General features: G+C 62.6%; 13 protein-coding genes. 4 read left to right on the top strand and 9 right to left on the bottom strand.

The window, feature by feature from the left end; genetic code table 11:
• The first annotated feature begins 259 nt into the window (after positions 1 to 259).
• A complete protein-coding gene (locus QCBJ_RS21400; RefSeq protein WP_102061575.1) occupies positions 260 to 2785 on the top strand; it encodes a sulfite reductase flavoprotein subunit alpha in 2526 nt (841 codons plus the stop codon).
• Between the two features lie 70 nt (positions 2786 to 2855).
• On the opposite strand, the gene QCBJ_RS21395 is transcribed toward QCBJ_RS21400, so the two are convergent.
• From QCBJ_RS21395 to ptsP, 4 genes are all read right to left on the bottom strand, one after another.
• Positions 2856 to 4397, bottom strand: coding sequence for an alkaline phosphatase (locus tag QCBJ_RS21395; protein ID WP_102061574.1), 1542 nt, complete (start codon positions 4395 to 4397; stop codon positions 2856 to 2858).
• A gap of 192 nt (positions 4398 to 4589) precedes the next feature.
• Entirely contained in the window at positions 4590 to 6302 is a 1713-nt protein-coding gene (locus QCBJ_RS21390) for a PTS fructose-like transporter subunit IIB (protein ID WP_043204768.1), read from the bottom strand.
• A gap of 11 nt (positions 6303 to 6313) precedes the next feature.
• Entirely contained in the window at positions 6314 to 7234 is a 921-nt protein-coding gene (gene pfkB / locus QCBJ_RS21385; RefSeq protein ID WP_102061573.1) for a 1-phosphofructokinase, read from the bottom strand.
• Positions 7235 to 10093, bottom strand: coding sequence for a phosphoenolpyruvate--protein phosphotransferase (ptsP, locus tag QCBJ_RS21380; RefSeq protein ID WP_102061572.1), 2859 nt, complete (start codon positions 10091 to 10093; stop codon positions 7235 to 7237).
• 293 nt (positions 10094 to 10386) lie between these two features.
• Between ptsP and cra the strand changes: the two genes are divergently transcribed.
• Together cra and QCBJ_RS21370 are read left to right on the top strand one after the other, a co-directional pair.
• On the top strand, positions 10387 to 11382 hold the full coding sequence (cra, locus tag QCBJ_RS21375; protein WP_012722171.1) for a catabolite repressor/activator: 996 nt from the start codon (positions 10387 to 10389) through the stop codon (positions 11380 to 11382).
• 2 nt (positions 11383 to 11384) lie between these two features.
• On the top strand, positions 11385 to 12161 hold the full coding sequence (locus QCBJ_RS21370; RefSeq protein ID WP_102061571.1) for a TatD family hydrolase: 777 nt from the start codon (positions 11385 to 11387) through the stop codon (positions 12159 to 12161).
• Here the strand turns inward: QCBJ_RS21370 and QCBJ_RS21365 are convergent.
• The 5 genes from QCBJ_RS21365 to QCBJ_RS21345 form a co-directional block, all read right to left on the bottom strand.
• Positions 12111 to 12539, bottom strand: coding sequence for a hypothetical protein (locus tag QCBJ_RS21365; RefSeq protein WP_012722169.1), 429 nt, complete (start codon positions 12537 to 12539; stop codon positions 12111 to 12113). The two genes, QCBJ_RS21370 and QCBJ_RS21365, sit on opposite strands and share 51 nt — an antisense overlap.
• Positions 12540 to 12668: 129 nt before the next feature.
• Positions 12669 to 13373: a methyl-accepting chemotaxis protein gene (locus tag QCBJ_RS30830; RefSeq protein ID WP_371916688.1), complete on the bottom strand. Its 705-nt coding sequence runs from the start codon at positions 13371 to 13373 to the stop codon at positions 12669 to 12671.
• Positions 13374 to 14930: 1557 nt separating this feature from the next.
• Entirely contained in the window at positions 14931 to 15767 is an 837-nt protein-coding gene (gene ampE / locus QCBJ_RS21355) for a regulatory signaling modulator protein AmpE (RefSeq protein ID WP_012722167.1), read from the bottom strand.
• On the bottom strand, positions 15764 to 16327 hold the full coding sequence (gene ampD / locus QCBJ_RS21350) for a 1,6-anhydro-N-acetylmuramyl-L-alanine amidase AmpD (protein ID WP_012722166.1): 564 nt from the start codon (positions 16325 to 16327) through the stop codon (positions 15764 to 15766). Before ampD ends, ampE begins: the two co-directional genes overlap by 4 nt.
• A 61-nt stretch (positions 16328 to 16388) precedes the next feature.
• Positions 16389 to 18539: a DUF1631 domain-containing protein gene (locus QCBJ_RS21345; protein WP_102061569.1), complete on the bottom strand. Its 2151-nt coding sequence runs from the start codon at positions 18537 to 18539 to the stop codon at positions 16389 to 16391.
• A 246-nt stretch (positions 18540 to 18785) separates the two neighbouring features.
• On the opposite strand from QCBJ_RS21345, the gene nadC reads away from it, so the two are divergent.
• Positions 18786 to 19634 carry a carboxylating nicotinate-nucleotide diphosphorylase gene (gene nadC / locus QCBJ_RS21340; protein WP_102061568.1) on the top strand — a complete coding sequence of 283 codons (849 nt, stop codon included), beginning with the start codon at positions 18786 to 18788 and terminating at the stop codon, positions 19632 to 19634.
• Positions 19635 to 20668: the final 1034 nt, after the last annotated feature.

Below are 20668 nucleotides of genomic sequence, written 5' to 3'. Positions count from 1 at the left end.
CAGCATCCCAGCAGGTTCATCGACTTGGCATGGCCCTGTTCTGCCGCCGGGTAATGCTTCACGCGCCGCAGGCCAAAGGTGGACTTCGGACATGCACTGCTGTCCACCCGCTTCGACTGCCAAGCAGCGGCGCCACGCAGCAAAAAGCCCCACGCATCGGATGCGTGGGGCTTTTGCGTGTTAAACAGAATGTTTCTCGACAAGCCACGGCATAATGCGCGCCGTGCCCTACCCATTCAGACAGACGAGGCGGTTAGACGTGTTGAAGAAAACCCTGTTCCAGTTGCACTGGTTCTTCGGCATTACCGCCGGGCTGGTGCTGGCCTTGATGGGGATCAGCGGGGCTGCGGTCTCGTTCCAGGATGAAATGCTGCAAGCGCTCAACCCCAGCGTACTGAGCGTGGAAAAACGCGACGCTGGCGTACTGCCGCCCGCCGAGCTGGTGCGCAAGCTGGAGGCCACTGAAGGCCAGACGGTAGCCATGCTGTTCGTGGAAAGTGAAAGCGGCAAGGCTGCCCGCGTGTTCTTCACCCCCCCGCCTGGCGAACGCCGTGGTCAGTTGCGTTATTTCGATCCGTACACCGGCGACTACATGGGCGACGTGGTCGGCCAGGACGTCTTCGGGTTCCTGCTGCAATTCCACCGTTTCCTCGTACTGGGCGACACCGGGCGCAACATCACCGGCGCGTGCACGCTGATCCTAGTGTTCTTCTGCCTCTCCGGCTTGTACCTGCGCTGGCCGCGCCAGGCGGCGAACTGGCGGGCCTGGCTGACGTTGGACTGGCGCAAAAAAGGCCGCGCCTTCAACTGGGACCTGCACTCGGTATTCGGCACCTGGTGCCTGCTGGCCTATCTGTTTTCGGCGCTGACCGGTTTGTATTGGTCCTACGACTGGTACAGCCAGGGCCTGACCCAACTGCTGTCCGACGCCCCGCAACATGAACGGGTTCGCAAGCGCGGCCCGGCGCCCGAAGGTGCCGCGCCGGTGGCCAATTACGCGGCTATGTGGAGCAGCATCTACAGCAACGCCGGCCCCGGCCTGAGCGCTTACAACATCCGTATGCCAGCGGTCGCCGGGCAACCGGCCACCGTCTTCTACTTGCTGAAAGACTCGCCCCATGACCGCGCGCTGAACCAGATCAATCTGGACCCGGCCACTGGCGAGGTCAAATCCCACGACCGGTACGCGAGCAAAAGCCTCGGCTCCAGACTGCTGACCAGCGTCTACGCCTTGCACACCGGCAGTTACTTCGGCCTGGCCGGGCGGATTGTCCTGACCGTCAGCTCACTGCTGATGCCGTTGTTCTTCATCACCGGCTGGCTGCTGTACCTCGACCGTCGCCGCAAAAAGCGCCAGGTGCGTGATGCCCGCAAAGGTCTGAGCGCCAACCACAGCGACGCCCCGGCCTGGCTGATCGGCTTTGCCAGCCAGAGCGGTTTTGCCGAACAGCTTGCATGGCAAACGGCAGGGCAATTGCAGGCGGCCGGTTTGCCGGTGAAGGTGCAGCCGCTGGGCAGCGTCAGCCAGGACGACCTGCGCCAGTCGGAAAATGCGCTGTTTGTGGTCAGCACCTTCGGCGACGGCGAAGCCCCCGACAGCGCCCGCGGCTTCGAGCGCAGCGTGCTCGGCCAGGACCTGTCCCTGAGTGGCCTGAACTACTCGGTGCTGGCCCTGGGTGATCGTCAATACGAGCACTTCTGCGGCTTTGCGCGGCGCCTGCACTTCTGGCTGACCAATCAGGGCGGCAATCCCTTGTTCGCCCCGGTCGAAGTGGACAGCGGTGACACCACCGCCCTGCTGCACTGGCAACAACAACTTGGCCAGCTCACCGGCCACGCCCCGGCAGCCGCTTGGCCGACGGCCCAGTACGAAAACTGGACGCTCAGCCAACGCACCCTGCTCAACCCCGACAGCAGCGGCTCGCAGGTCTATTTGCTGGGCCTCACCTCGCCTGCGCCACACACCTGGCAAGCCGGTGACCTGGTTGAAGTGCTGCCCCGCAATAGTCCCTGGGCCATCGAACACTTTCTCGAAGGCCTGGGCCTGGCCGGCAGCGATGCCGTAGTGTTCGAAGGCTTGGCGCAGTCCCTCAACCAAGCCCTGGCCACCCGCCAACTGCCGGACAACCGCGCTCATCTGGTGGGCCTGCATGCCCAGGCGCTGGTGAACGCGCTGGTGCCCCTGGGCATGCGCGAATACTCCATCGCCTCGATTGCCAGCGAGGGCGTGCTGGAGTTGATCGTGCGCCAGGAGCGCCACCCCGACGGCAGCCTGGGCCTGGCGAGTGGCTGGCTCACCGAGCACGCCGCCATCGGCTCAAGCATCAGCCTGCGCCTGCGCCGTAACAGCGGTTTTCACCTGCCGGAGATGCCGGTGCCCCTGATCCTGCTGGGCAACGGCACCGGCCTGGCAGGCCTGCGCAGCTTGCTCAAGGCGCGCATTGCCGACGGCCAGCAGCGCAACTGGCTACTCTTTGGCGAGCGCAATATCGCGCACGACTACCTGTGCCAGGACGAACTGCAAGGCTGGCTGGCCAGTGGAGATCTGGCGTTGCTGGACTTGGCGTTTTCCCGCGATCAGGAAGAGAAAATCTATGTGCAGGATCGCCTGCGTGAATCGGCCGAGGTGCTGCGTAAGTGGCTGGCGGAGGGCGCGGCGATTTATGTGTGCGGGAGTTTGCAGGGGATGGCGGCTGGGGTGGATCAGGCGCTGGTGGACATTCTCGGCAATGAAGCCGTGGAACGGCTGATCGAGCAAGGTCGCTATCGCCGGGACGTCTACTGAATCCCTGACGTAACCACAATCAAACTGTGGGAGGGGCAAGCCCCCTCCCACAGTCTTGATTGCCTTCCAATCAGGCCGGTTGGAGTTTCTGTTCGAATACCGAGACGCCATCCAAATCCCGCAGGATCACCGTCAACTCCGCCGTCTGCCCATCAATCTGCACCTCGCCAAAAAACTGAAAACCCGCGAACGGCGAGGTGTTCTGCGCCGGCGGTGCCTTCTCGAACACCACCTCGGGGCCAAAGGTCTTATCCAGCGGATTGGGCCCGAAGCTCCCCGCATTCAACGGCCCGGCGACAAACTCCCAGAACGGTTCGAAATCCTGGAACGCCGCACGGTCCGGGTGATAGTGATGCGCGGCGCAGTAATGCACATCGGCCGTCAGCCACACATGGTTGCGCACCTGTTGCGCCCTTAAAAAGCCCAGCAACTCGGCGATTTCCACTTCACGACCTTGCGGCGCGCCTGGGTCGTTGTTGGCGATGGCCTCCCAACGCGCCACACCGGGGCTGACCTCACCATCAGGCACACCGAGGCCGATGGGCATGTCGGCGGCGATCACTTTCCACTGCGCCTGGGACGCCTTGAGTTCGCGCTTGAGCCAGTCCAATTGTTCGCGGCCGAGGAAGGGCTTTTCAGCGCCCAGGTTGTCATCGTTGGGTCCGCGATAACTGCGCATATCCAGCACGAACACCTCCAGCAGCGGGCCATAGCTGAGCTTGCGATAAATCCGCCCGCCCGCATCCGCGCTCTGCCGGCGCATCGGTGAATACTCCAGCCAGGCCTGGCGCGCACGCCCCACCAAGGTGTTGATGTCCTTGGTCTGGTAACGCTCATCCAACTGCTTGCTTGGCGACCAGTTGTTCACCACTTCGTGGTCGTCCCACTGCCAAATCTGCGGCACCTCGGCGTTGAAGCGGCGCACGTTTTCATCCATCAGGTTATAGCGGTAGTTGCCGCGATATTCATCCAGGGTTTCAGCGACTTTGCTCTTGGCTTCGGTGGTGATATTGCGCCAGATGCGACCGCCTTCGGTGGTCAGCTGCGCCGGCACCGGGCCGTCGGCGTAGATGGTGTCGCCGCTGTGGATGAAGAAGTCCGGCAGGCGCAGGCGCATGGCTTCGTAGATGCGCATGCCACCAATCTCCGGATTGATACCGAAGCCCTGGCCAACGGTGTCGCCGCTCCACACAAAACGGATGTCGCGGCGTTGTTGCGGCACGCTGCGCAGGTGGCCGAACCAGGGTTCGCTGGCGACGCCGGTCTGGGCGTCTTCAAAATGCACGCGGTAGAAAATCGCCTGGTCGGCGGGCAATCCGGTGAGTTCAACACGGGCGGTGAAGTCGGTGCGATTGTCGGCCAGGGGCGAGACGAATCGACGCGGGTTGCTGAAGAGGCTGCGGGTGTCCCACTCCACCACCATGCGGGCCGGGCGATCGCTGCGGCTCCAGATCATGGCGCGATCGCCGAGCAGGTCGCCGGACTGTACGCCGTCGGTGAGTTGCGGGCGATCCTTTACCGAAGCGATCACTGCCGGGGCCAAACCCGGCAACAACAGACCGGCGCCGACGGCTTGCATCACACGGCGACGGCCGAGATCGAAGTGGCTCATGCAGGTGCCCTCTTGAGTATCAAAAGGGCAACTTAACCACGACCGGATGAAGCGGTTATGACACTGATCGTGTGATCAGTGGAGATCAAATGTGGAAGGGGGCTTGCTCCCGATGACAGTGTGACAGGCAATAAAAAATTGACTGATCCACTGCTATCGGGAGCAAGCCCCCTCCTACCGGTTTGAGCCGTGTCAGGCCTTGGCGGGGGCGACGGCCAGCTCTACCACATCCGGACGCTTGATCAGCGCATACACCACACCGGTCAGCACGCTACCGGCGACAATCGCCAGCAGATACAGCAACGCATGGTTCATCGCATTCGGAATCACCAGCACAAATAAGCCACCGTGGGGCGCTGCCAGTTTGCAGCCGAAGTACATCGACAGTGCACCGGTCAAGGCGCCGCCGGCAATGCTGGCCGGGATCACACGCAACGGGTCTTTGGCGGCAAAGGGAATCGCGCCCTCAGAGATAAAGCACATGCCGAGAATCATCGCCGCCTTGCCGGCCTCGCGTTCGGTCTGGGCGAACTTGCGGCGCGCCAGGAACGTGGCGATGCCCATGCCAATCGGCGGCACCATACCCGCGGCCATGGTCGCCGCCATCGGCGCACCACTGGACGCCGCCAGTAAACCGACAGAAAACGCATACGCGGCCTTGTTGATCGGCCCGCCGAGGTCGACACACATCATGCCGCCCAACAGGATGCCCAGCAGCACCGCATTGGTGGTGCCCATGGTGCTGAGGAAGTCGGTGAGGCCGGTGAGCAGGCGCGCCACCGGTGGGCCGACCAGGTAGATCATCGCCAGGCCGGTAAACAGGCTCGCCAGCAACGGAATGATCAGGATCGGCTTGAGCGCCTCCAGGCTCTGCGGCAACTTCACCGCACGGGTGATCAGCTTGACGCAGTAGCCGGCCAGGAAACCGGCAAAGATACCGCCGATGAACCCCGCGCCCAAGGTACCCGCCAACAAGCCGCCGATCATGCCGGGCGCAATGCCGGGACGGTCGGCAATCGAGTAGGCGATGTAGCCCGCCAGCAACGGCACCATCAGCATGAAGGCACGGTCGCCGACAGTTTTCAGTGCCGCCGCCAGGGTGCCTTCCTGTTCAAAGGCGTGGATGCCAAACACGAATGACAAGGCAATCAACAACCCGCCCGCCACGACCATCGGCAACATGAACGACACCCCGGTCAGCAGGTGTTTATAGACGCCGGTTTTTTCCTTCTTGGCCACCGCACCGCTGGCTGCGCTTTCCACCGCGCCTTCCGCGAGGGCCTTGTTGAGGGTGGCTTCGGATTGCTTGAGGGCGATGCCGGTGCCGCAACGGTAGATCTTCTTACCCGCGAAGCGCTCGGTGGCGACTTCAATATCGGCGGCCAACAGCACCACATCAGCCTCGGCGATGGCTTGCGGGCTCAACGGTGTGCGGGCACCGACCGAACCTTGGGTCTCGACCTGCAGGTCATAGCCCAAACGCTTGGCCGTCTGCTGCAAAGCTTCGGCCGCCATGAAGGTGTGGGCGACGCCGGTCGGGCAAGCAGTGATCGCAACGATGCGCGGCGCCTGCTTGGCCGCTTGTTCCGTGGCGACATACACCTGCGCCTCTTGCGCGCCGCGACGCAGTACGGCGTCGACATCCGCCAGCGCCTGGGCCGGCGTGCTCTGGAACACGCGCTTGCCGACAAACCGCTGCATATCCACAGGGGTGCTGCTGACCAGTAACACCCATTCGGCATCGTCGAGGGTGGCCTGGGACAGCTGGCGTTCCGGACGTTGCACATCCACCACTTCCACGCTGGTACTCCAGCCTTGGCGCTGCGCGGCGGCGTCCAACAAGCGGGCGCACAGCACACTGGTGACCATGCCGTTCGGGCAGGCGGTAACAATGGCTAACTTCATCACAAACCCTCTTATTGTTCTGTCAGCGTGCGCACAACAACGCCGCTTTCGAGGCGCGCCAACTGCGCGTCATCGCTGATGCCAAAACCGATTTGCGTCACCGCCATTGCGGCAATCGCCGTGGCGCGGCGCAGGGTCTGCTCCGGCGTATCGCCGCTGAGCAAGCCGTGCAGCATCCCGGCCAGCAGCGAGTCGCCGGCGCCGACGGTACTGGCCACCGTCACCTTGGGCGGTGTGGCGTGCAGCGTCGCATTCGAGCTGTACCAGCTCACGCCCGCGGCGCCGTCGGAGACCACCACATGTTCCACGCCCTGCAGGTGAAGCTGGCTGATTGCATCCGGGGCATGACCCAGGGCATCGGCCAGCTCTTCGGTATTGGGTTTGACCAGCCACGGGCCAGCTTTCAGACCGGCGCGCAGCGCTTCGCCGCTGGTGTCCAGGGCGACTTTCAAACCGAGGCTTTTCAGTTCCGTCACCAGGCGTTGAAACCACTGCGCACTGACGCCGCGTGGCAAGCTGCCGGCCACCACCACCGCATCAAAACCGGGAGCCATCTGCGCCAGTTTCTCCAGCAAGGCGTTCTGCGCCTGCTCCGTCACCTGCGGCCCCGGCGCATTGATGTCAGTGACCCGGCCATCCTGCTCGGCAATCTTGATATTGCTGCGCGTCTCTCCCGGCACACGGACGAACGCATCGCCAAACCCACGGCTGGCGATCAGTGCATCGAACGCCTCGGGGTTTGCGGCGCCGAGAAAACCGCCCACGCTCACCTCATGGCCCAGATCGGCCAACACCTGCGCCACGTTCACGCCCTTGCCGGCGGCATGGGTCAGCAGGGTGTCGCTGCGGTTGACTTCACCCGGCTCCAGGCGCGCCAAACGCACCGTCAGGTCCAACGCCGGGTTCAGCGTCAGGGTCAGAATCCTTGCCATCTACACGGCCTCCACTAGGGCACGCACTTCGGCGGGCGAGCCCACCGCCAGTGCTTTTTGCGCCAGGCCCTGGGCCTCGCTCAGACTGAATTCGCGCACGCGCGCCTTCACTTCGGGAATGCTGCGGGCCGACACGCTCAACTCATCCACCCCCAGGCCGATCAACACCGGCACCGCCAGCGGGTCTGCCGCCAACTCGCCGCACACGCCGACCCATTTGCCATGGGCATGGGCGGCGCGCACGGTGATGTCGATCAGCTGCAGCACCGCCGGGTGCAGGCCGTCGGCCTGGGCGGACAGCGTCGGGTGACCACGGTCGATGGCCAGGGTGTACTGGGTCAGGTCGTTGGTGCCGACGCTGAAAAAGTCGACTTCCTTGGCCAGCACCGGCGCGAGCAATGCCGCCGACGGCACTTCGATCATGATGCCCAGTTGCAGGTCCGCCACCGGGATTTCCAGGCGCAGGCGTTCGGTCATGTCACGGGCCGCACGCCATTCATCGACGCTGCCGACCATGGGGAACATGATGCGCAGCGGACGGTTATCGGCAGAACGCAACAGCGCACGCAATTGCGCTTCCATGATCTGCGGGCGTTGCAAGGTGAGACGAATGCCGCGCACGCCGAGGAAGGGGTTTTCTTCCTGGGCAATCGGCCAATACGGCAGCGGTTTGTCGCCGCCCACATCAAGGGTGCGCACCACCAGCGGGCGACCGCCAAGGCCGTCGAGCACACGACGGTATTCGGCTTCCTGGGTGGCTTCGTCCGGCGCTTGCGGGTGGGCCATGAAAATCAGTTCGGTGCGCAGCAAGCCGATGCCTTCGGCGCCCTGCTCCACCGCGCTGGCAACACCGGCGCTTTCGCCGATGTTAGCGAACACTTCCACGGCGTGGCCGTCACGGGTCAGCGCCGGTTCATGGCGTTGCGCCGAAGCGGCTTGCAGGCGCTGTTCGCGGGTGTCGCGTTCGACCGTGGCGCGTTGCAGGGTGGCACTGTCGGCGTCCACATGCAGGCGACCGCGCTGGCCGTCGAGCAACAGCGGCGTGCCGGAAGCCAGCAGCAACACCGCCGGGCCGGCGCCGACCAAGGCCGGAATACCGAGGGCACGGGCGACGATAGCGCTGTGCGCCGTCGCGCCGCCACGGGCGGTGAGAATGCCGGCGACGCGCGCCGGATCAAGCCGTGCAACGTCGGACGGACCGACTTCATCCATCACCAAGATGTAGGGCTCGCTCGGCTCCTGGGCGGTTTCAACGCCGCACAGTTGCGCCAGCACACGACGGCCAACATCCCGCAGGTCGGCCGCGCGCTCGGCGAGCAGGGCGTCCTGCAACGACTCCTGCTGCTTGGCGGCGGCTTCAATCACACTCATCCACGCCGCTTCAGCGCTTTCGCCTTGCTTGAGGCGGGTGTCGACTTCGTCGGTGAGTTCCGGGTCGTCGAGCATTTCCTGGTGGGTGATGAAAATCTCGCGGATCGCCTTGGAGGGGTTGCGTTCGATCAGGCCCTGGATATCGGTGCGCACCTCGCTCAAGGCGCTGTGCAGGCGCTGGCGCTCGATGGCGCAGGATTCTCCGCGCAGTGGGTAGTCGAACGTTTGCTGAACCTGGATATGCGCAGGCCCGATGGCGATGCCCGGCGCGGCGGCGATGGCCTGGATCTGGCTCCCGGCCACTGGCGCGCTGATCACCGGTTCGATATCGAGGGCTTCGGGCTGGGCGCTCAGGGTCGGCAGTGGCTCGACGTCTTCGCCCAAGCCTTCTTCCACCGCCGCCAGCAGCGCGGGCAGTGCGTCGCCGGCAATGGTCGGCTCGGCGACAAACTCCAGCACCTGGCCACGTCGAGCGCCGAGGCTCAACAGTTTGCTCAGGCTTTTCACCGACACGGCGCCCACTGGGCCATCGACGATGCGCACACGCACATCACCGTCAAAATTTTTCGCCAACTGGGCGAGGATCTTCGCCGGCCGCGCGTGCAAACCGTGGGCGTTGGCCAGGGTGATGCGTGCGCTGGGCCAGTCCGGAGGCAGTTCGCCGCCGAGCACTTCGAGGACCGCGCGGCTGCTGGTGGCGCGGCCAAGCTCTTGGCCACGCCCTTCGATCAGCAAGGCGCACAAGCGTTCAAGCAAGGCCTGGTGGGCTTCACCGAGGCTGGCCAGGCAGAACAGGCCATTGAGCGGCTGACCGAGGTAGCGCATGGGTTTGTCCGGGGTGACAAACGCCAGGCCCGGGCGCTTGACCGTCTGCTCGCTGTGCAACCACCACAGGCCATCGCCCAGGGGCAGCGCATCCACCTGCTGCAACACCGCGGCGAAACCATTGCTCACACAATCGGCCTGACGCAGCAGGCGTGCACCGCGCCAAACCAGCTCTTCGAAGTCATCGGCGGACACGCCCAGGCTGATCATCTGTGCATCCAGCGCCAGTTCCTGCGGCGCGCCTTGCAACAGTTTCAGCAACGCTTCGGCGGTGCCGGCACGGCGCAACGCCTGGCCCAGGTCGGTTTCGCCGAGGGCACGGGTGAGCAGTTGCAACAGGCGCAGGTGTTCGTCGGATTTGGCGGCAATGCCAATGGCCAGGTATACGATCTGGCCGTCGCCCCAGTCCACCCCTTCGGGGAACTGCAGCAGGCGCACGCCGGTAGAGAACACCTGGTCGCGGGTTTCAGGGGTGCCGTGGGGGATGGCAATACCTTGGCCCAGGAACGTCGAGCCCTGAGCTTCACGGGCTTGCAAACCGCTGAGGTAACCCTCGGCGACCAGGCCATCGGCCACCAGTTTTTCAGCGAGCAGGTGCAAGGCAGCAGACTTATCCACAGCCACCTGGCCCATGGAAATCTGCTCTACAGTGAGCTCAAGCATGCCGTTCTCCTAGTTAGTGCAGTGGCGCACTAGGTATTGTTTTAAACAAACAGTGTAAGGGGTGCTCATAAATAACTGACTGAGCAGTCAATTGGCAGTGGCTACTCAGTCGCGAACGTCGTAAAAATACGCTGGCTGAAACGTTTAATCTAGAGTTTATGGAAGACTACGCGTTAATTGCGCATCCTTGAACAACCACTCGGCACTTGAGCTGAGACATAGGTCCGGTGCTGGAATCGGTTACGATTGGACAAAATGTCGGGGCAAGCTCCAAAAAACAAGGAAATCCCGGTTTGAAACTCAGTGATATCGCACGTCTCGCCGGTGTGTCCGTGACCACCGCCAGCTACGTCATCAATGGCAAGGCTGAACAGCAACGCATCAGCAACGCAACCGTCGAGCGGGTGCGCGCCGTGGTCGAAGCCCATGGCTTTACGCCCAACCCCCAGGCCGCCGGGCTGCGCAGTCGGCACACGCGCACCTTGGGTTTTATCCTGCCCGACCTGGAAAACCCCAGCTACGCACGCATCGCCAAACTCCTGGAGCAAGGCGCTCGGGCGCGTGGCTATCAGTTGCTGATCGCCAGCTCCGACGATGAGGCCGACAGCGAGCGCCAATTGCTGCAACTGTTCCGCGCCCGGCGCTGTGATGCGTTGTTCGTCGCCAGTTGCCTGCCGGCCAGCGATGACAGTTACCGCGAGTTGCAAGCCAAGGGGCTGCCGGTGATTGCCATCGACCGGGTGATGGGCGCGGATCAATTCTGCTCGGTGGTCAGCGACGACCGCCAGGCTTGCAAGCAATTGACCAGCAGCCTGCTGCAACCGTTGCCCAAACAGATCGCGTTAATCGGCGCACGGCCGGAATTGAGCATCAGCCAGGAGCGTGCCGCGGGTTTCCGTGAGGCCCTCGAAGGGTTCACCGGCGAGGTGATTGTCGAACACGGTGAAGCCTTCAGTCGCGACTGCGGCCGACAGCTGATGGAGCAACTTCTACAGCAACTGGGGCATTTGCCTGACGCGCTGGTGACCACCTCCTATGTGCTGCTGCAAGGTGTGTTCGACGCCCTGCATGACTTCCCGCTCAAGTCGCGCCCGCTGCGCCTGGGCACCTTTGGTGATACGCAGTTGCTGGACTTCCTGCCGTTGCCGGTCAACGCCATGGCCCAGCAACATCAACTGATCGCCGACACCGCCCTGCGCCTGGCGCTGGCCGCTATCGAAGAAGAGCACTACCAACCTGGCGTACACGCCATCGGCCGGACCTTCAAGCAGCGTATTCACGAGGCTTGAGCGTGGAGCTGATCGACACCCACACCCACCTGGATTTCCCGGAGTTCGACAGCGACCGCCGGGACGTCCTCGCCCACAGCCGGACGTTGGGCGTGCGGCGCATGGTGGTGCTGGGGGTGTATCAGCAGAATTGGCAGCGCCTGTGGGACCTGGCGCAAGCGGATGAAGGAATATTCGCAGCCTTTGGTTTACATCCGGTGTACCTCGATGAGCATCGACCCGCCGACCTTGTGCAATTGGGTAACTGGTTGACGCGCCTGCACGGCCACCGGCAGCTGTGCGCGGTGGGCGAGATCGGCCTGGATTACTTCCTCGAACAGCTGGACCGCGAACGCCAGCAAAGCCTGTTTGAAGCCCAGCTCAAGCTGGCGGCGGACTTCCGATTACCGGCGTTGCTGCATGTACGTCGCAGCCATGCCGCGGTGATCGCTACCCTCAAGCGCATCCGCCTGCACCGCGGCGGCATCATCCATGCGTTCGCCGGGAGCCGCGAAGAAGCCCGCGAGTACATCAAGCTCGGCTTCAAGCTGGGTTTGGGCGGTGCCGCCACCTGGCCCCAGGCCCTGCGTATGCACAAGGTGTTGGCGCAACTGCCGCTGGACGCGGTGGTGCTGGAAACCGACTCCCCTGATATGGCGCCCGCCATGTTTCCCGGTCAACGCAACAGCCCCGAGCACCTGCCGGACATCTGCACCGCCCTGGCCGAGCGCATGGGCATCAGCCCGCTGTTACTGGCTGAGGCGAGCACACGCAATGCGTGCGAGCTGTTCAATTGGTAGCACCGGCGTGACCACTTGCAGGTCCAGCGTCATTCGCTGCCGGTAGCGGGCGTAGCGCAGCACCAGGAAATGCATCAGCAGCATCACCAGCGAGACGTTGAACTGACCGATCACGCTGATCAGCCCCACCCACTCCGCCACCAGCGCCACAATCAGCACCATGCAGGTGAACACCACCATGCTCGGTTGCACCAGCGCCCAATGGTCCAGCGCCTTGAACTGGCGCAATTGGCGGGGGCAGTTCAACTGCACGATCCGTTGGCAGTACGGGCAGTCGAAAGGCTCTTGGATCGCGATGGCATTCAGTTGCCACGGCTTGAGTTCAAACCTGATATCACAATGGGCACAATGCCCTTTGATGCCGATCGCAGTGGTCATCGTCGTCGCGCTCCGTTGAACCTGAATTTGATTGAAACAAATTCTCCCCCCTTCACGCGGCCAGAAAAGGGACTCCGTGAAATCAGGACAGGCACTACACCAACAAGAGCTAATTCCCACACCACGGTCTTACACGCGAAACGCACCGATCAAGTGCTTCAACTCAATCACCTGCATCGACAGTTGCCGGCTCGCCGCCTCGGTCTGGTGCGCTCCTTCGGCGGCGTATTCGCCAGCCCGATTGATGGCCACGATGTTCTGGTCAATGTCGTGGGCAACGGCGGTCTGTTGTTCCACGGCGGCGGCGATCTGCTGATTCTGATCAACGATCATCCCTACGGCGCCGAGGATATTTTCCAAAGCCTGCTGGACTTTTTCCGACTGACCCACGGTGCCGTTGGCCATCTCATGGCTGCTGCCCATGGCCCTTACTGCCGCCGCCACACCGCCTTGCAAGCGGCTGATCATCTGTTCGATTTCCTCAGTGGAGTGCTGGGTGCGCCGGGCCAGGGTGCGCACCTCGTCGGCCACCACCGCAAAACCACGCCCCTGCTCACCGGCACGCGCCGCCTCGATGGCGGCATTGAGTGCCAGAAGGTTGGTTTGCTCGGCGATGCTTTTGATCACTTCCAATACGCTACTGATGGACTGGCTGTCGGTGGCCAATTGGTTGATCACCCGCACCGACTGATCGATCTCCGAGGCCAGCCGCGCAATGCTGCCCTGCTGGGATTGCACCAAGCCACGGCCGCTGACGGTTTCGTCGTTGACGCTGTGAGCGCTGCTGACCGCCGTCGCCGCGCTGCGCGCGACCTCCTGGGCAGTGGACGACATCTGGTTCATGGCCGTCGCCACCTGCTCGATCCGGGTACGCTGCCCGGCAACCGCCTGATTGCTCCGGGCCGAGACCGTTTCCACTTGGCCGGCCTGGCGTTCAACCTGGCTGACGGTGTGCCCGACGCGCTCGATCAAGTCATGGATCTTCGCCACAGTGCCGTTGAACAGCTGACCCAGGTCGCCCAGTTCATCGCGGCTCTGGGCGACAAACGTGACGGTCATGTCGCCGGCCGCCACCTTGTCCATCATCGCGCCCAGCCGGCGCAGCGTGGTGCGGGTGGAGGCATAGAAGCCTGCGTACAGATAGAAGATCAGCAAGAATACCGCCGTCAGGGCAGAGACCAGCACCACCATATGCGTGCGATTCTGCGCCAGGCGCTGCTCCAACTGCTGCTCCAGGAACGTCAACGTGGCGTCGTCAAGCTGGTAGGTCCTGGCCATCAGTTGGCTGACGCTGTCGTAGAATCCCTGCCAGGGCGCGTCGAGGGTTTCGGCCATCACCACCTGCTCCTCAAACAACTCGCTGCCTTGCTTGAGGCTGGCACTGCTGGCCTGGGCCAGGCTGTCTAGCGTCGCGTGGGCGGCGTTGCTGGAGCCCAGGGCATCCTGCAACTTCAGGCCATATTCGGCTTGGAGTTTTTCCAATTGCTGCAGCAGTTCGTCAAAGCGCGTACTGGACGCCGAATTGAGAAACCCCTGGCCCAGGGAGTAAGCGCCCATCGCCCGACCTTCGCCGAGGGTCTGGGTGACCTGCGGGGTGACGCTGGTGATCAGTGCGCTGAGCTGGCGCAGATCACTCTGGGAATCGCGGCTCAAGCCGGATTGACTGGCGATGATCTGGCTGAGCATCTGGGCCTTGTTGAGCAACTTGCCGATCAGTGCACTTTTGCTCAGCAGCGACGTTTCCTGTTGCTGGGCCTTGAACGCCGCAATCAACTCGTCGCGCTTGGCGTCAAACGCAGCGATTTGCTCAGGCTCGATGGTCATGGCATTGAGGCCTTGCAGGCGAGTCAGCACGCTGTGCTCCAAGGCGCTGATCTTGCCCTCAAGGTCACCGGCCTTGCCGGATTGACCAAGGGTCGCGTTGATCTGTACTTGGTTGTTGAGGGTTTCCAGGTCGCGGCGCAGGGCCAGGCTGCTGCCGAGCAAGTCGAGGCTTTGCAGCTCCACACGGGTGCCCTGGAATTCACGCCACGAATCACGCACCAGGTAGTAGTTGGTTGCCAGCATCGGCAGCAGGAACAACACACTGATCAAACTGAACTTCATGCCGAAGCTCAGGCGGTTCATCAGCGCGACGGCGGGATAGAGCAAGCTCTTCACTGTGAACTCCCCTTCTTTTATTTTTATTGAGGCGCAGGGCGGCAGTTAGCCAGCATCTGTATAGCTCAATTTGAAAGGGAGTTTTGTAACTTAAGGTTAACGAAAGGAGGGGCACCACGGAAACAATGCGGGTTCACTCAGGATCCGGTGGGGGTGCTTCGCAGCCCAGCGCAGGGCAAGCCTGCTCACTACAGCAAGCCCTGCCCCACATTTTCCGATGTGTGTTCGCAGTCAGGGCAATACGGTCCAGATCGCAAACCCGGCATACCACAGCACCGCCGCACGCAGCAGCAGCTCCCATATCCGGTCCAGGCTGTTGATGCCATCGGGACCTACCGCCGGCGGCGGGATTTCGGCAGCGACCAAGCCGACTTTTTCGACCAGTTCAGCGGCGCTGATGTCCCAACTCAGCAGTTCGTGCAGCATCACGCGACCGACTGCGACGAAGTTGCCCACCAGGGCAAAACTGGCCGCCAGCAGGCGTACCGGCAACCAGTCAAATGCATGACGCAGTTGCCCGGCACGCTCAGCCACCAGGGGGTTCTTGCTATGTTCACTGGCCAATGCGAGCAGGCGATACGCCAACGCGGCAACCGGGCCCAGCAGGAAATACCAGAAAATCACCGCGAAAAAGCTCTGGTAGGCCTGCCACAACAGATGGCCCTGGACGCGTTCGAGCAATTGCTCGCCACTGTCGGCGCTCAGGTTCAGGTCACGCTCGGCGACATGCTCGGCCGCTTGCAGGTCGCCACGTCGCCAGGCATCGCGGAAGGGCCCGAGCCCGGCGAGCAGATCACCGCGGCCCAGGCTGTAGATCACGACCAGCAGGTGCACCGGCAGTGCCAGCAGTCCGTAGGCCACCGGTTCCAGCACCAGCAGCAGCAAGGCCAGTAGCGCGACGGGGAACAACACCAGTAACGCCAGAATCAGCCAGGGTTGCTTGCCCATGCGCGGGCTCGACTCCAGCTTGGCCAGTTCGCGCAACCAACCGCCATCACGTTGCAATCGCTGGCGCAGCGCCGAGAATTTCTCGATCCATACGGCCAGTACCAACACCAGGAAACTCATCGTGCGTGTCCTCCATCCTGCAGGGCGCTGCGAAAGCGCGTCCAATCAAAAGCGGGGCCGGGATCGGTCTTGCGCCCCGGGGCTATATCGCTGTGACCACACACGCGCTGGGGAGTAATGTCGGGGTAAGCCGCCAGCAACTGGCGGCTCAGATCGATCAGCGATGCGTATTGGGCATCGGTGAACGGCAGATCATCCGTACCTTCCAGCTCAATCCCCAAAGAAAAGTCATTGCAGGTTTCTCGCCCCTCGAACTGCGAGACCCCGGCATGCCAGGCCCGATCGAGGCAGGATACAAACTGCGTCACCGTACCGTCGCGCTCAATCAGAAAATGCGCGGACACCCGTAGGGCGGCAATCCCTTCAAAGTAGGGATGTTCCGTGACATCCAGGCGATTCTGGAAAAACTCCTGCACTTTGCCAGTGGCGAACTGCGCCGGTGGCAGGCTGATGTTATGCACCACCAACAGTGAGATTTCGCCTGTGGGGCGCTCGTTGAAGTTGGGTGAAGGGCAATGACGGATGCCCTCGCACCAACCGCTGGTGGGGTCCAACTGCATACAGGTTCCTTGAATGAGACAAAGTATGACCAGTATGCCGCGTTCGCCCCTCCGGTTGCGATCACTTGCCGTGATTGAGTTGCCGCAACTTGCTCACTACAGCGGCCAACGCGCGCTCGAACAGCGGTCCGTCATCCAGGGTATGCAGCACGCCACGCTTGAACGCCAAGGCCAACTGGCCGGCGCTTTTCTCCAAGACCTTGAGCCCCGTGCGACTGGTAAAAATATACGTATGGGCTGGCGCCATAATCGCCGTCAACTTGCACCGCAGCGCGTTGGCGTCGTCTGCCTGGAACACCACCCAGCCTCCCACCTTGAGTTGATGGGCCCTGAGCAGGTCGGGGTCGTTGTCCGGCAAGTCGGTGACCTGATCGGAGGACGTTGCGCTGAGTACAAACGGCTCGCGCACTTCGATCAACTCATCAACGCCTTCAGGCGCCTGGACATGCAGGGCCTGCAAGCGCACAAAAAATTCTCGCGTGCTGAAGGGGTCGAACGCCGCGCTGGTCAGACCGTCGCGCAACGCCTTGAGCAAACCGGGCAGTTGCTCGAGCAAATGGCGCCCGGCTTCGGTGTCTTGTTGCAGGCTGACGCTCCAGATCAGCTCGTCCATGGTGCGCAGGCCCGCCTGCCATTGCACTGACTGCTCGCCGTGTTTGAGGCTGGCCAGCAACAGCACCTGGCTCCAGGCCTGCTGCAGGAACTGCACGACCGGACGCGGCAGGACCTTGCCTAACAGCCGTTTATTCAGCACATCGGCCACGCGCTGGCGGGCGGCTTCGGTGCGCACGCGCCCGGCTTCGGCATCGCGGGTGTGCTGTTCAAGCAAGTCGCTGCGCCGCCGTTCATCGGCGGTAAACGCGCTGAACTCCGCGAGCAATTGGGAAAAAATCGCCGGATCTTCGACGAACTCATTGAGCAAGCGCTGCACCACCTGCTCAATGCGCAGGTAGAGGTGGTCATGCTGGTAGTCATCACGCGGGCTGCTGCCCATGGCGGCCGCCGCGATTTCATTGAGCAGGCGCCGCGCCGGGTGGCTGGGGTGGCTGAAAAAGCTTTTGTCCAACACCGCTACTTTCAGCATCGGGATCTGCAGGCGGCCGATCAGGGCCTTGAAGGCATGGGGTATGGCGCGGTCGTTGAGGATGAATTCGAACAGCAGCGCAATCAGGTTGATCACGTCTTCGTCAGCCGCCTCCACCACCCGCGACTTACCACTCTTGACGCTGACTCGGGTGAGCAACTGCTCAAGCTGGTTACGCAGGTCGAAATCGTCCTCGGCCTCAGGCTCCGGCACGTACTGCTGCAAGTGGGAGAGCAGGCGCAACAGGTCACGGGTGGCAATGGGCAGCGGTTCGGCGCTGGCTTCAAGCGTCGGCGCCACACTGCCGCGTACCACTGTCAGCAATGGCTGGAGCGCGGCGAACGCTTGCTGGCCATTTTCGTCGACGAGCGGGTCGGCGGCCGACGAGGTTTCTTCAGGCGGGAGTTCACGCCCCGCACGCCCCTCGATGCGGCGGCAAGGTACGGCCTTGAGTTCAGGCAATACACCCGTCGCGACCAGCAATTGGTTGGCTTCGCCGTAGAGCTGGTCGGCATCGCTGAGCACGTATTTTTCAAACAACTTGAGCATGATCAGTTTGACGCGGATCTCCACGCCCAGGCTGCGCCCCGCGCGCAGGAAAAACTCACACAGCAGTGCCGGACCCAAAGGGTTCTCACGCTCATCCAGGCGGTTGCCCAGCAAAGCGCTCAAGCGCGCCGTGAGTTGCCCCAGGGCCAGGCCGTCACGGTGCCGCACCCGCCCCAGCATGGCTTCAAGCGCTACGGCTTTCTCCAGGTCATCCTTGGAAGACCCCGGCACCGCGTCATAGGAAACCACGGGCACCAGTTGCAACTCCCCTCGCCCCGCCTGGCCCAGGCTGGCAAAAGCTCCGAACAGTTGCTCCATGAACACGCGTTCGAAATTCTTGCGCTTGAGGCGCAGGTCGCGCATGGCTTCAAAGAAAATATGGTGATCGAGGTTGTTGCGCGCCTTGTCGGCCATTTCGAACAACGTGTCGTCAGCGTTATCGAACAGGTCCTGCAGACCTTGTTGAAGCTGTTGCGCGGCCTTGTCGCGCAGCTGCTGCAACACCACCGGCAGGCGGGCGAGCGGCGATGGCGTAGCGTGTGCCTTGTTGATTGGCACCACCTTTCCGTCATTGTGCATCCTGGCCTCCTGAAACGGCGGTATTGGGGTGGGGAAACATCGGGTACGGGCCCCGTCGGGAACCAGAAATAACCGCTTATCCTCAAGACGTCAAAGCTATGACGCCAATTGCAAGGCGCGAGATTATCTTGCAAATGAGGGGGGTTGCGCCAGCAAACTCTGCCATTACGCGGTAAATGAGTGGTGAGCCTGGGTTCGAACGCACACTGCCCCTATAATCGGGACACTTTGTCTGTGGAGCCTGTTATGCCGAATCTCCGTCTTGCCGACCTCACCGCCGAAATCGAAGCCAACGTGCGCCGCGCACTGCTGGAAGACATCGGCAGCGGCGACATCACTGCGCAGTTGATCCCGGCCGAACGGCTGGCCACGGCCACCATCATTACCCGTGACACGGCGGTTATCGCCGGTACAGCCTGGGTTGATGCGGTGTTCCGCCAACTGGACCCGCGGGTCGCCGTGCATTGGCAGGTGGCCGACGGTGAACGCGTCAGCCCCAACCAGGCGCTGTTCCACCTTGAAGGCCCGGCACGCTCGCTGCTCAGCGGCGAACGCTGCGCACTGAATTTCCTGCAACTGCTGTCCGGCGTCGCCACACGCGCCCAATTCCTGGCGGATTTTGTCGCCAGCACCCAGGTCAAGCTGCTGGATACCCGCAAGACCTTGCCGGGCCTGCGTCTGGCGCAGAAGTACGCAGTCACCTGCGGGGGCTGCCACAACCACCGTATCGGTTTATATGACGCGTTCCTGATCAAGGAAAACCATATCGCAGCTTGCGGCGGCATTGCCCAGGCGATTACGGCCGCCCACAAGATCGCACCCGGCAAGCCGGTGGAAATCGAAGTGGAGAGCCTGGAGGAACTGCGCGAAGCCCTGGCGGCAGGCGCCGACATCATCATGCTCGATGAGTTGAGCCTGGACGATATGCGTGAAGCCGTGCGCCTGAACGGCGGCAAGGCCAAGCTGGAGGCCAGCGGCGGGATCAATGAAAGCACCCTGCTGCCGATTGCAGAGACCGGGGTGGACTACATCTCGATCGGCGCGATGACCAAGGATGTGAAGGCAGTGGACTTGTCGATGCGCCTCAGTATCTAGCACCTTCGAAATGCGTGTGTGGTAAGCGGGCTTGCCCCGCGCTGGGGTGCGCAAGCAGCCCCAACGAGGCCGCCGCGTTTTGTCAGGTAAAACGGGGGGGTAGGTGTTGGGGCCGCTTCGCAGCCCCGCGCGGGGCAAGCCCGCTCACTACAACGGCGTTTGAGTGACCAGGTCATTCGTCTCGCAATGCTCTTTCGGTGTCGATGCGCTTAGTATCCAGCCGTTCGAAAATGCGTGTGTGGTGAGCGGGCTTGCCCCGCGCTGGGCTGCGTAGCAGCCCCAAGAAGGCCGCCGCGTTTTGTCAGGTAGAACGGGGTGGCAGGTGTTGGGGCCGCTTCGCAGCCCAGCGCGGGGCAAGCCCGCTCACTACAACGGCGTTTAAACGACTAGGTCATTCGTCTCGCAATGCTCTTTCGGTGTCGATGCACCTTAGTATCCAGCACGTTCGAAAATGCGTGTGTGGTGAGCGGGCTTGCCCCGCTCACTACAACGGCGTTTGAGTGACCAGGTCATTCATCTCGCAATGCTCTTTCGGTGTCGATGCACCTTAGTATCCAGGGCGCTCGAAATGCGTGTGTGGTGAGCGGGCTTGCCCCGCTCACTACAACGGCGTTTGAGTGACCAGGTCATTCATCTCGCAATGCTCTTTCGGTGTCGATGCACCTTAGTATCCAGGGCGCTCGAAATGCGTGTGTGGTGAGCGGGCTTGCCCCGCTCACTACAACGGCGTTTGAGTGACCAGGTCATTCATCTCGCAATGCTCTTTCGGTGTCGATGCACCTTAGTATCCAGGGCGCTCGAAATGCGTGTGTGGTGAGCGGGCTTGCCCCGCGCTGGGCTGCGTAGCAGCCCCAACGAGGCCGCCGCGTTTTGTCAGGTAGAACGGGGTGGTAGGTGTTGGGGCTGCTTCGCAGCCCAGCGCGGGGCAAGCCCGCTCACTACAACGGCGTTTGAGTGACCAGGTCATTCATCTTGCAATGCTCTTTCGGTGTCGATGCACCTTAAGTATCCAGAGCGCTCGAAATGCGTGTGTG

The sequence above is a fragment of the Pseudomonas sp. QC2 genome (assembly GCF_002859085.1).
In the GTDB taxonomy this organism is placed as follows: domain Bacteria; phylum Pseudomonadota; class Gammaproteobacteria; order Pseudomonadales; family Pseudomonadaceae; genus Aquipseudomonas; species Aquipseudomonas petroselini.
Note: the sequence above shows the minus strand (reverse complement) of the source record. Positions and strands in the feature narration are given on the sequence as shown.

Excerpts from the sequence above, each read along its gene's own strand:
- ptsP (WP_102061572.1), bottom strand. The coding sequence starts at position 10,093 with ATGCTTGAGCTCACTGTAGAGCAGATTTCCATGGGCCAGGTGGCTGTG.
- QCBJ_RS21395 (WP_102061574.1), bottom strand. The coding sequence starts at position 4,397 with ATGAGCCACTTCGATCTCGGCCGTCGCCGTGTGATGCAAGCCGTCGGC.
- pfkB (WP_102061573.1), bottom strand. The coding sequence starts at position 7,234 with ATGGCAAGGATTCTGACCCTGACGCTGAACCCGGCGTTGGACCTGACG.
- ampE (WP_012722167.1), bottom strand. The coding sequence starts at position 15,767 with ATGAGTTTCCTGGTGTTGGTACTGGCCGTATGGATCGAGAAATTCTCG.
- QCBJ_RS30830 (WP_371916688.1), bottom strand. The coding sequence starts at position 13,373 with ATGTCGTCCACTGCCCAGGAGGTCGCGCGCAGCGCGGCGACGGCGGTC.
- QCBJ_RS21365 (WP_012722169.1), bottom strand. The coding sequence starts at position 12,539 with ATGACCACTGCGATCGGCATCAAAGGGCATTGTGCCCATTGTGATATC.
- nadC (WP_102061568.1), top strand. The coding sequence starts at position 18,786 with ATGCCGAATCTCCGTCTTGCCGACCTCACCGCCGAAATCGAAGCCAAC.
- QCBJ_RS21345 (WP_102061569.1), bottom strand. The coding sequence starts at position 18,539 with ATGCACAATGACGGAAAGGTGGTGCCAATCAACAAGGCACACGCTACG.
- QCBJ_RS21390 (WP_043204768.1), bottom strand. The coding sequence starts at position 6,302 with ATGAAGTTAGCCATTGTTACCGCCTGCCCGAACGGCATGGTCACCAGT.
- ampD (WP_012722166.1), bottom strand. The coding sequence starts at position 16,327 with ATGCAGTTGGACCCCACCAGCGGTTGGTGCGAGGGCATCCGTCATTGC.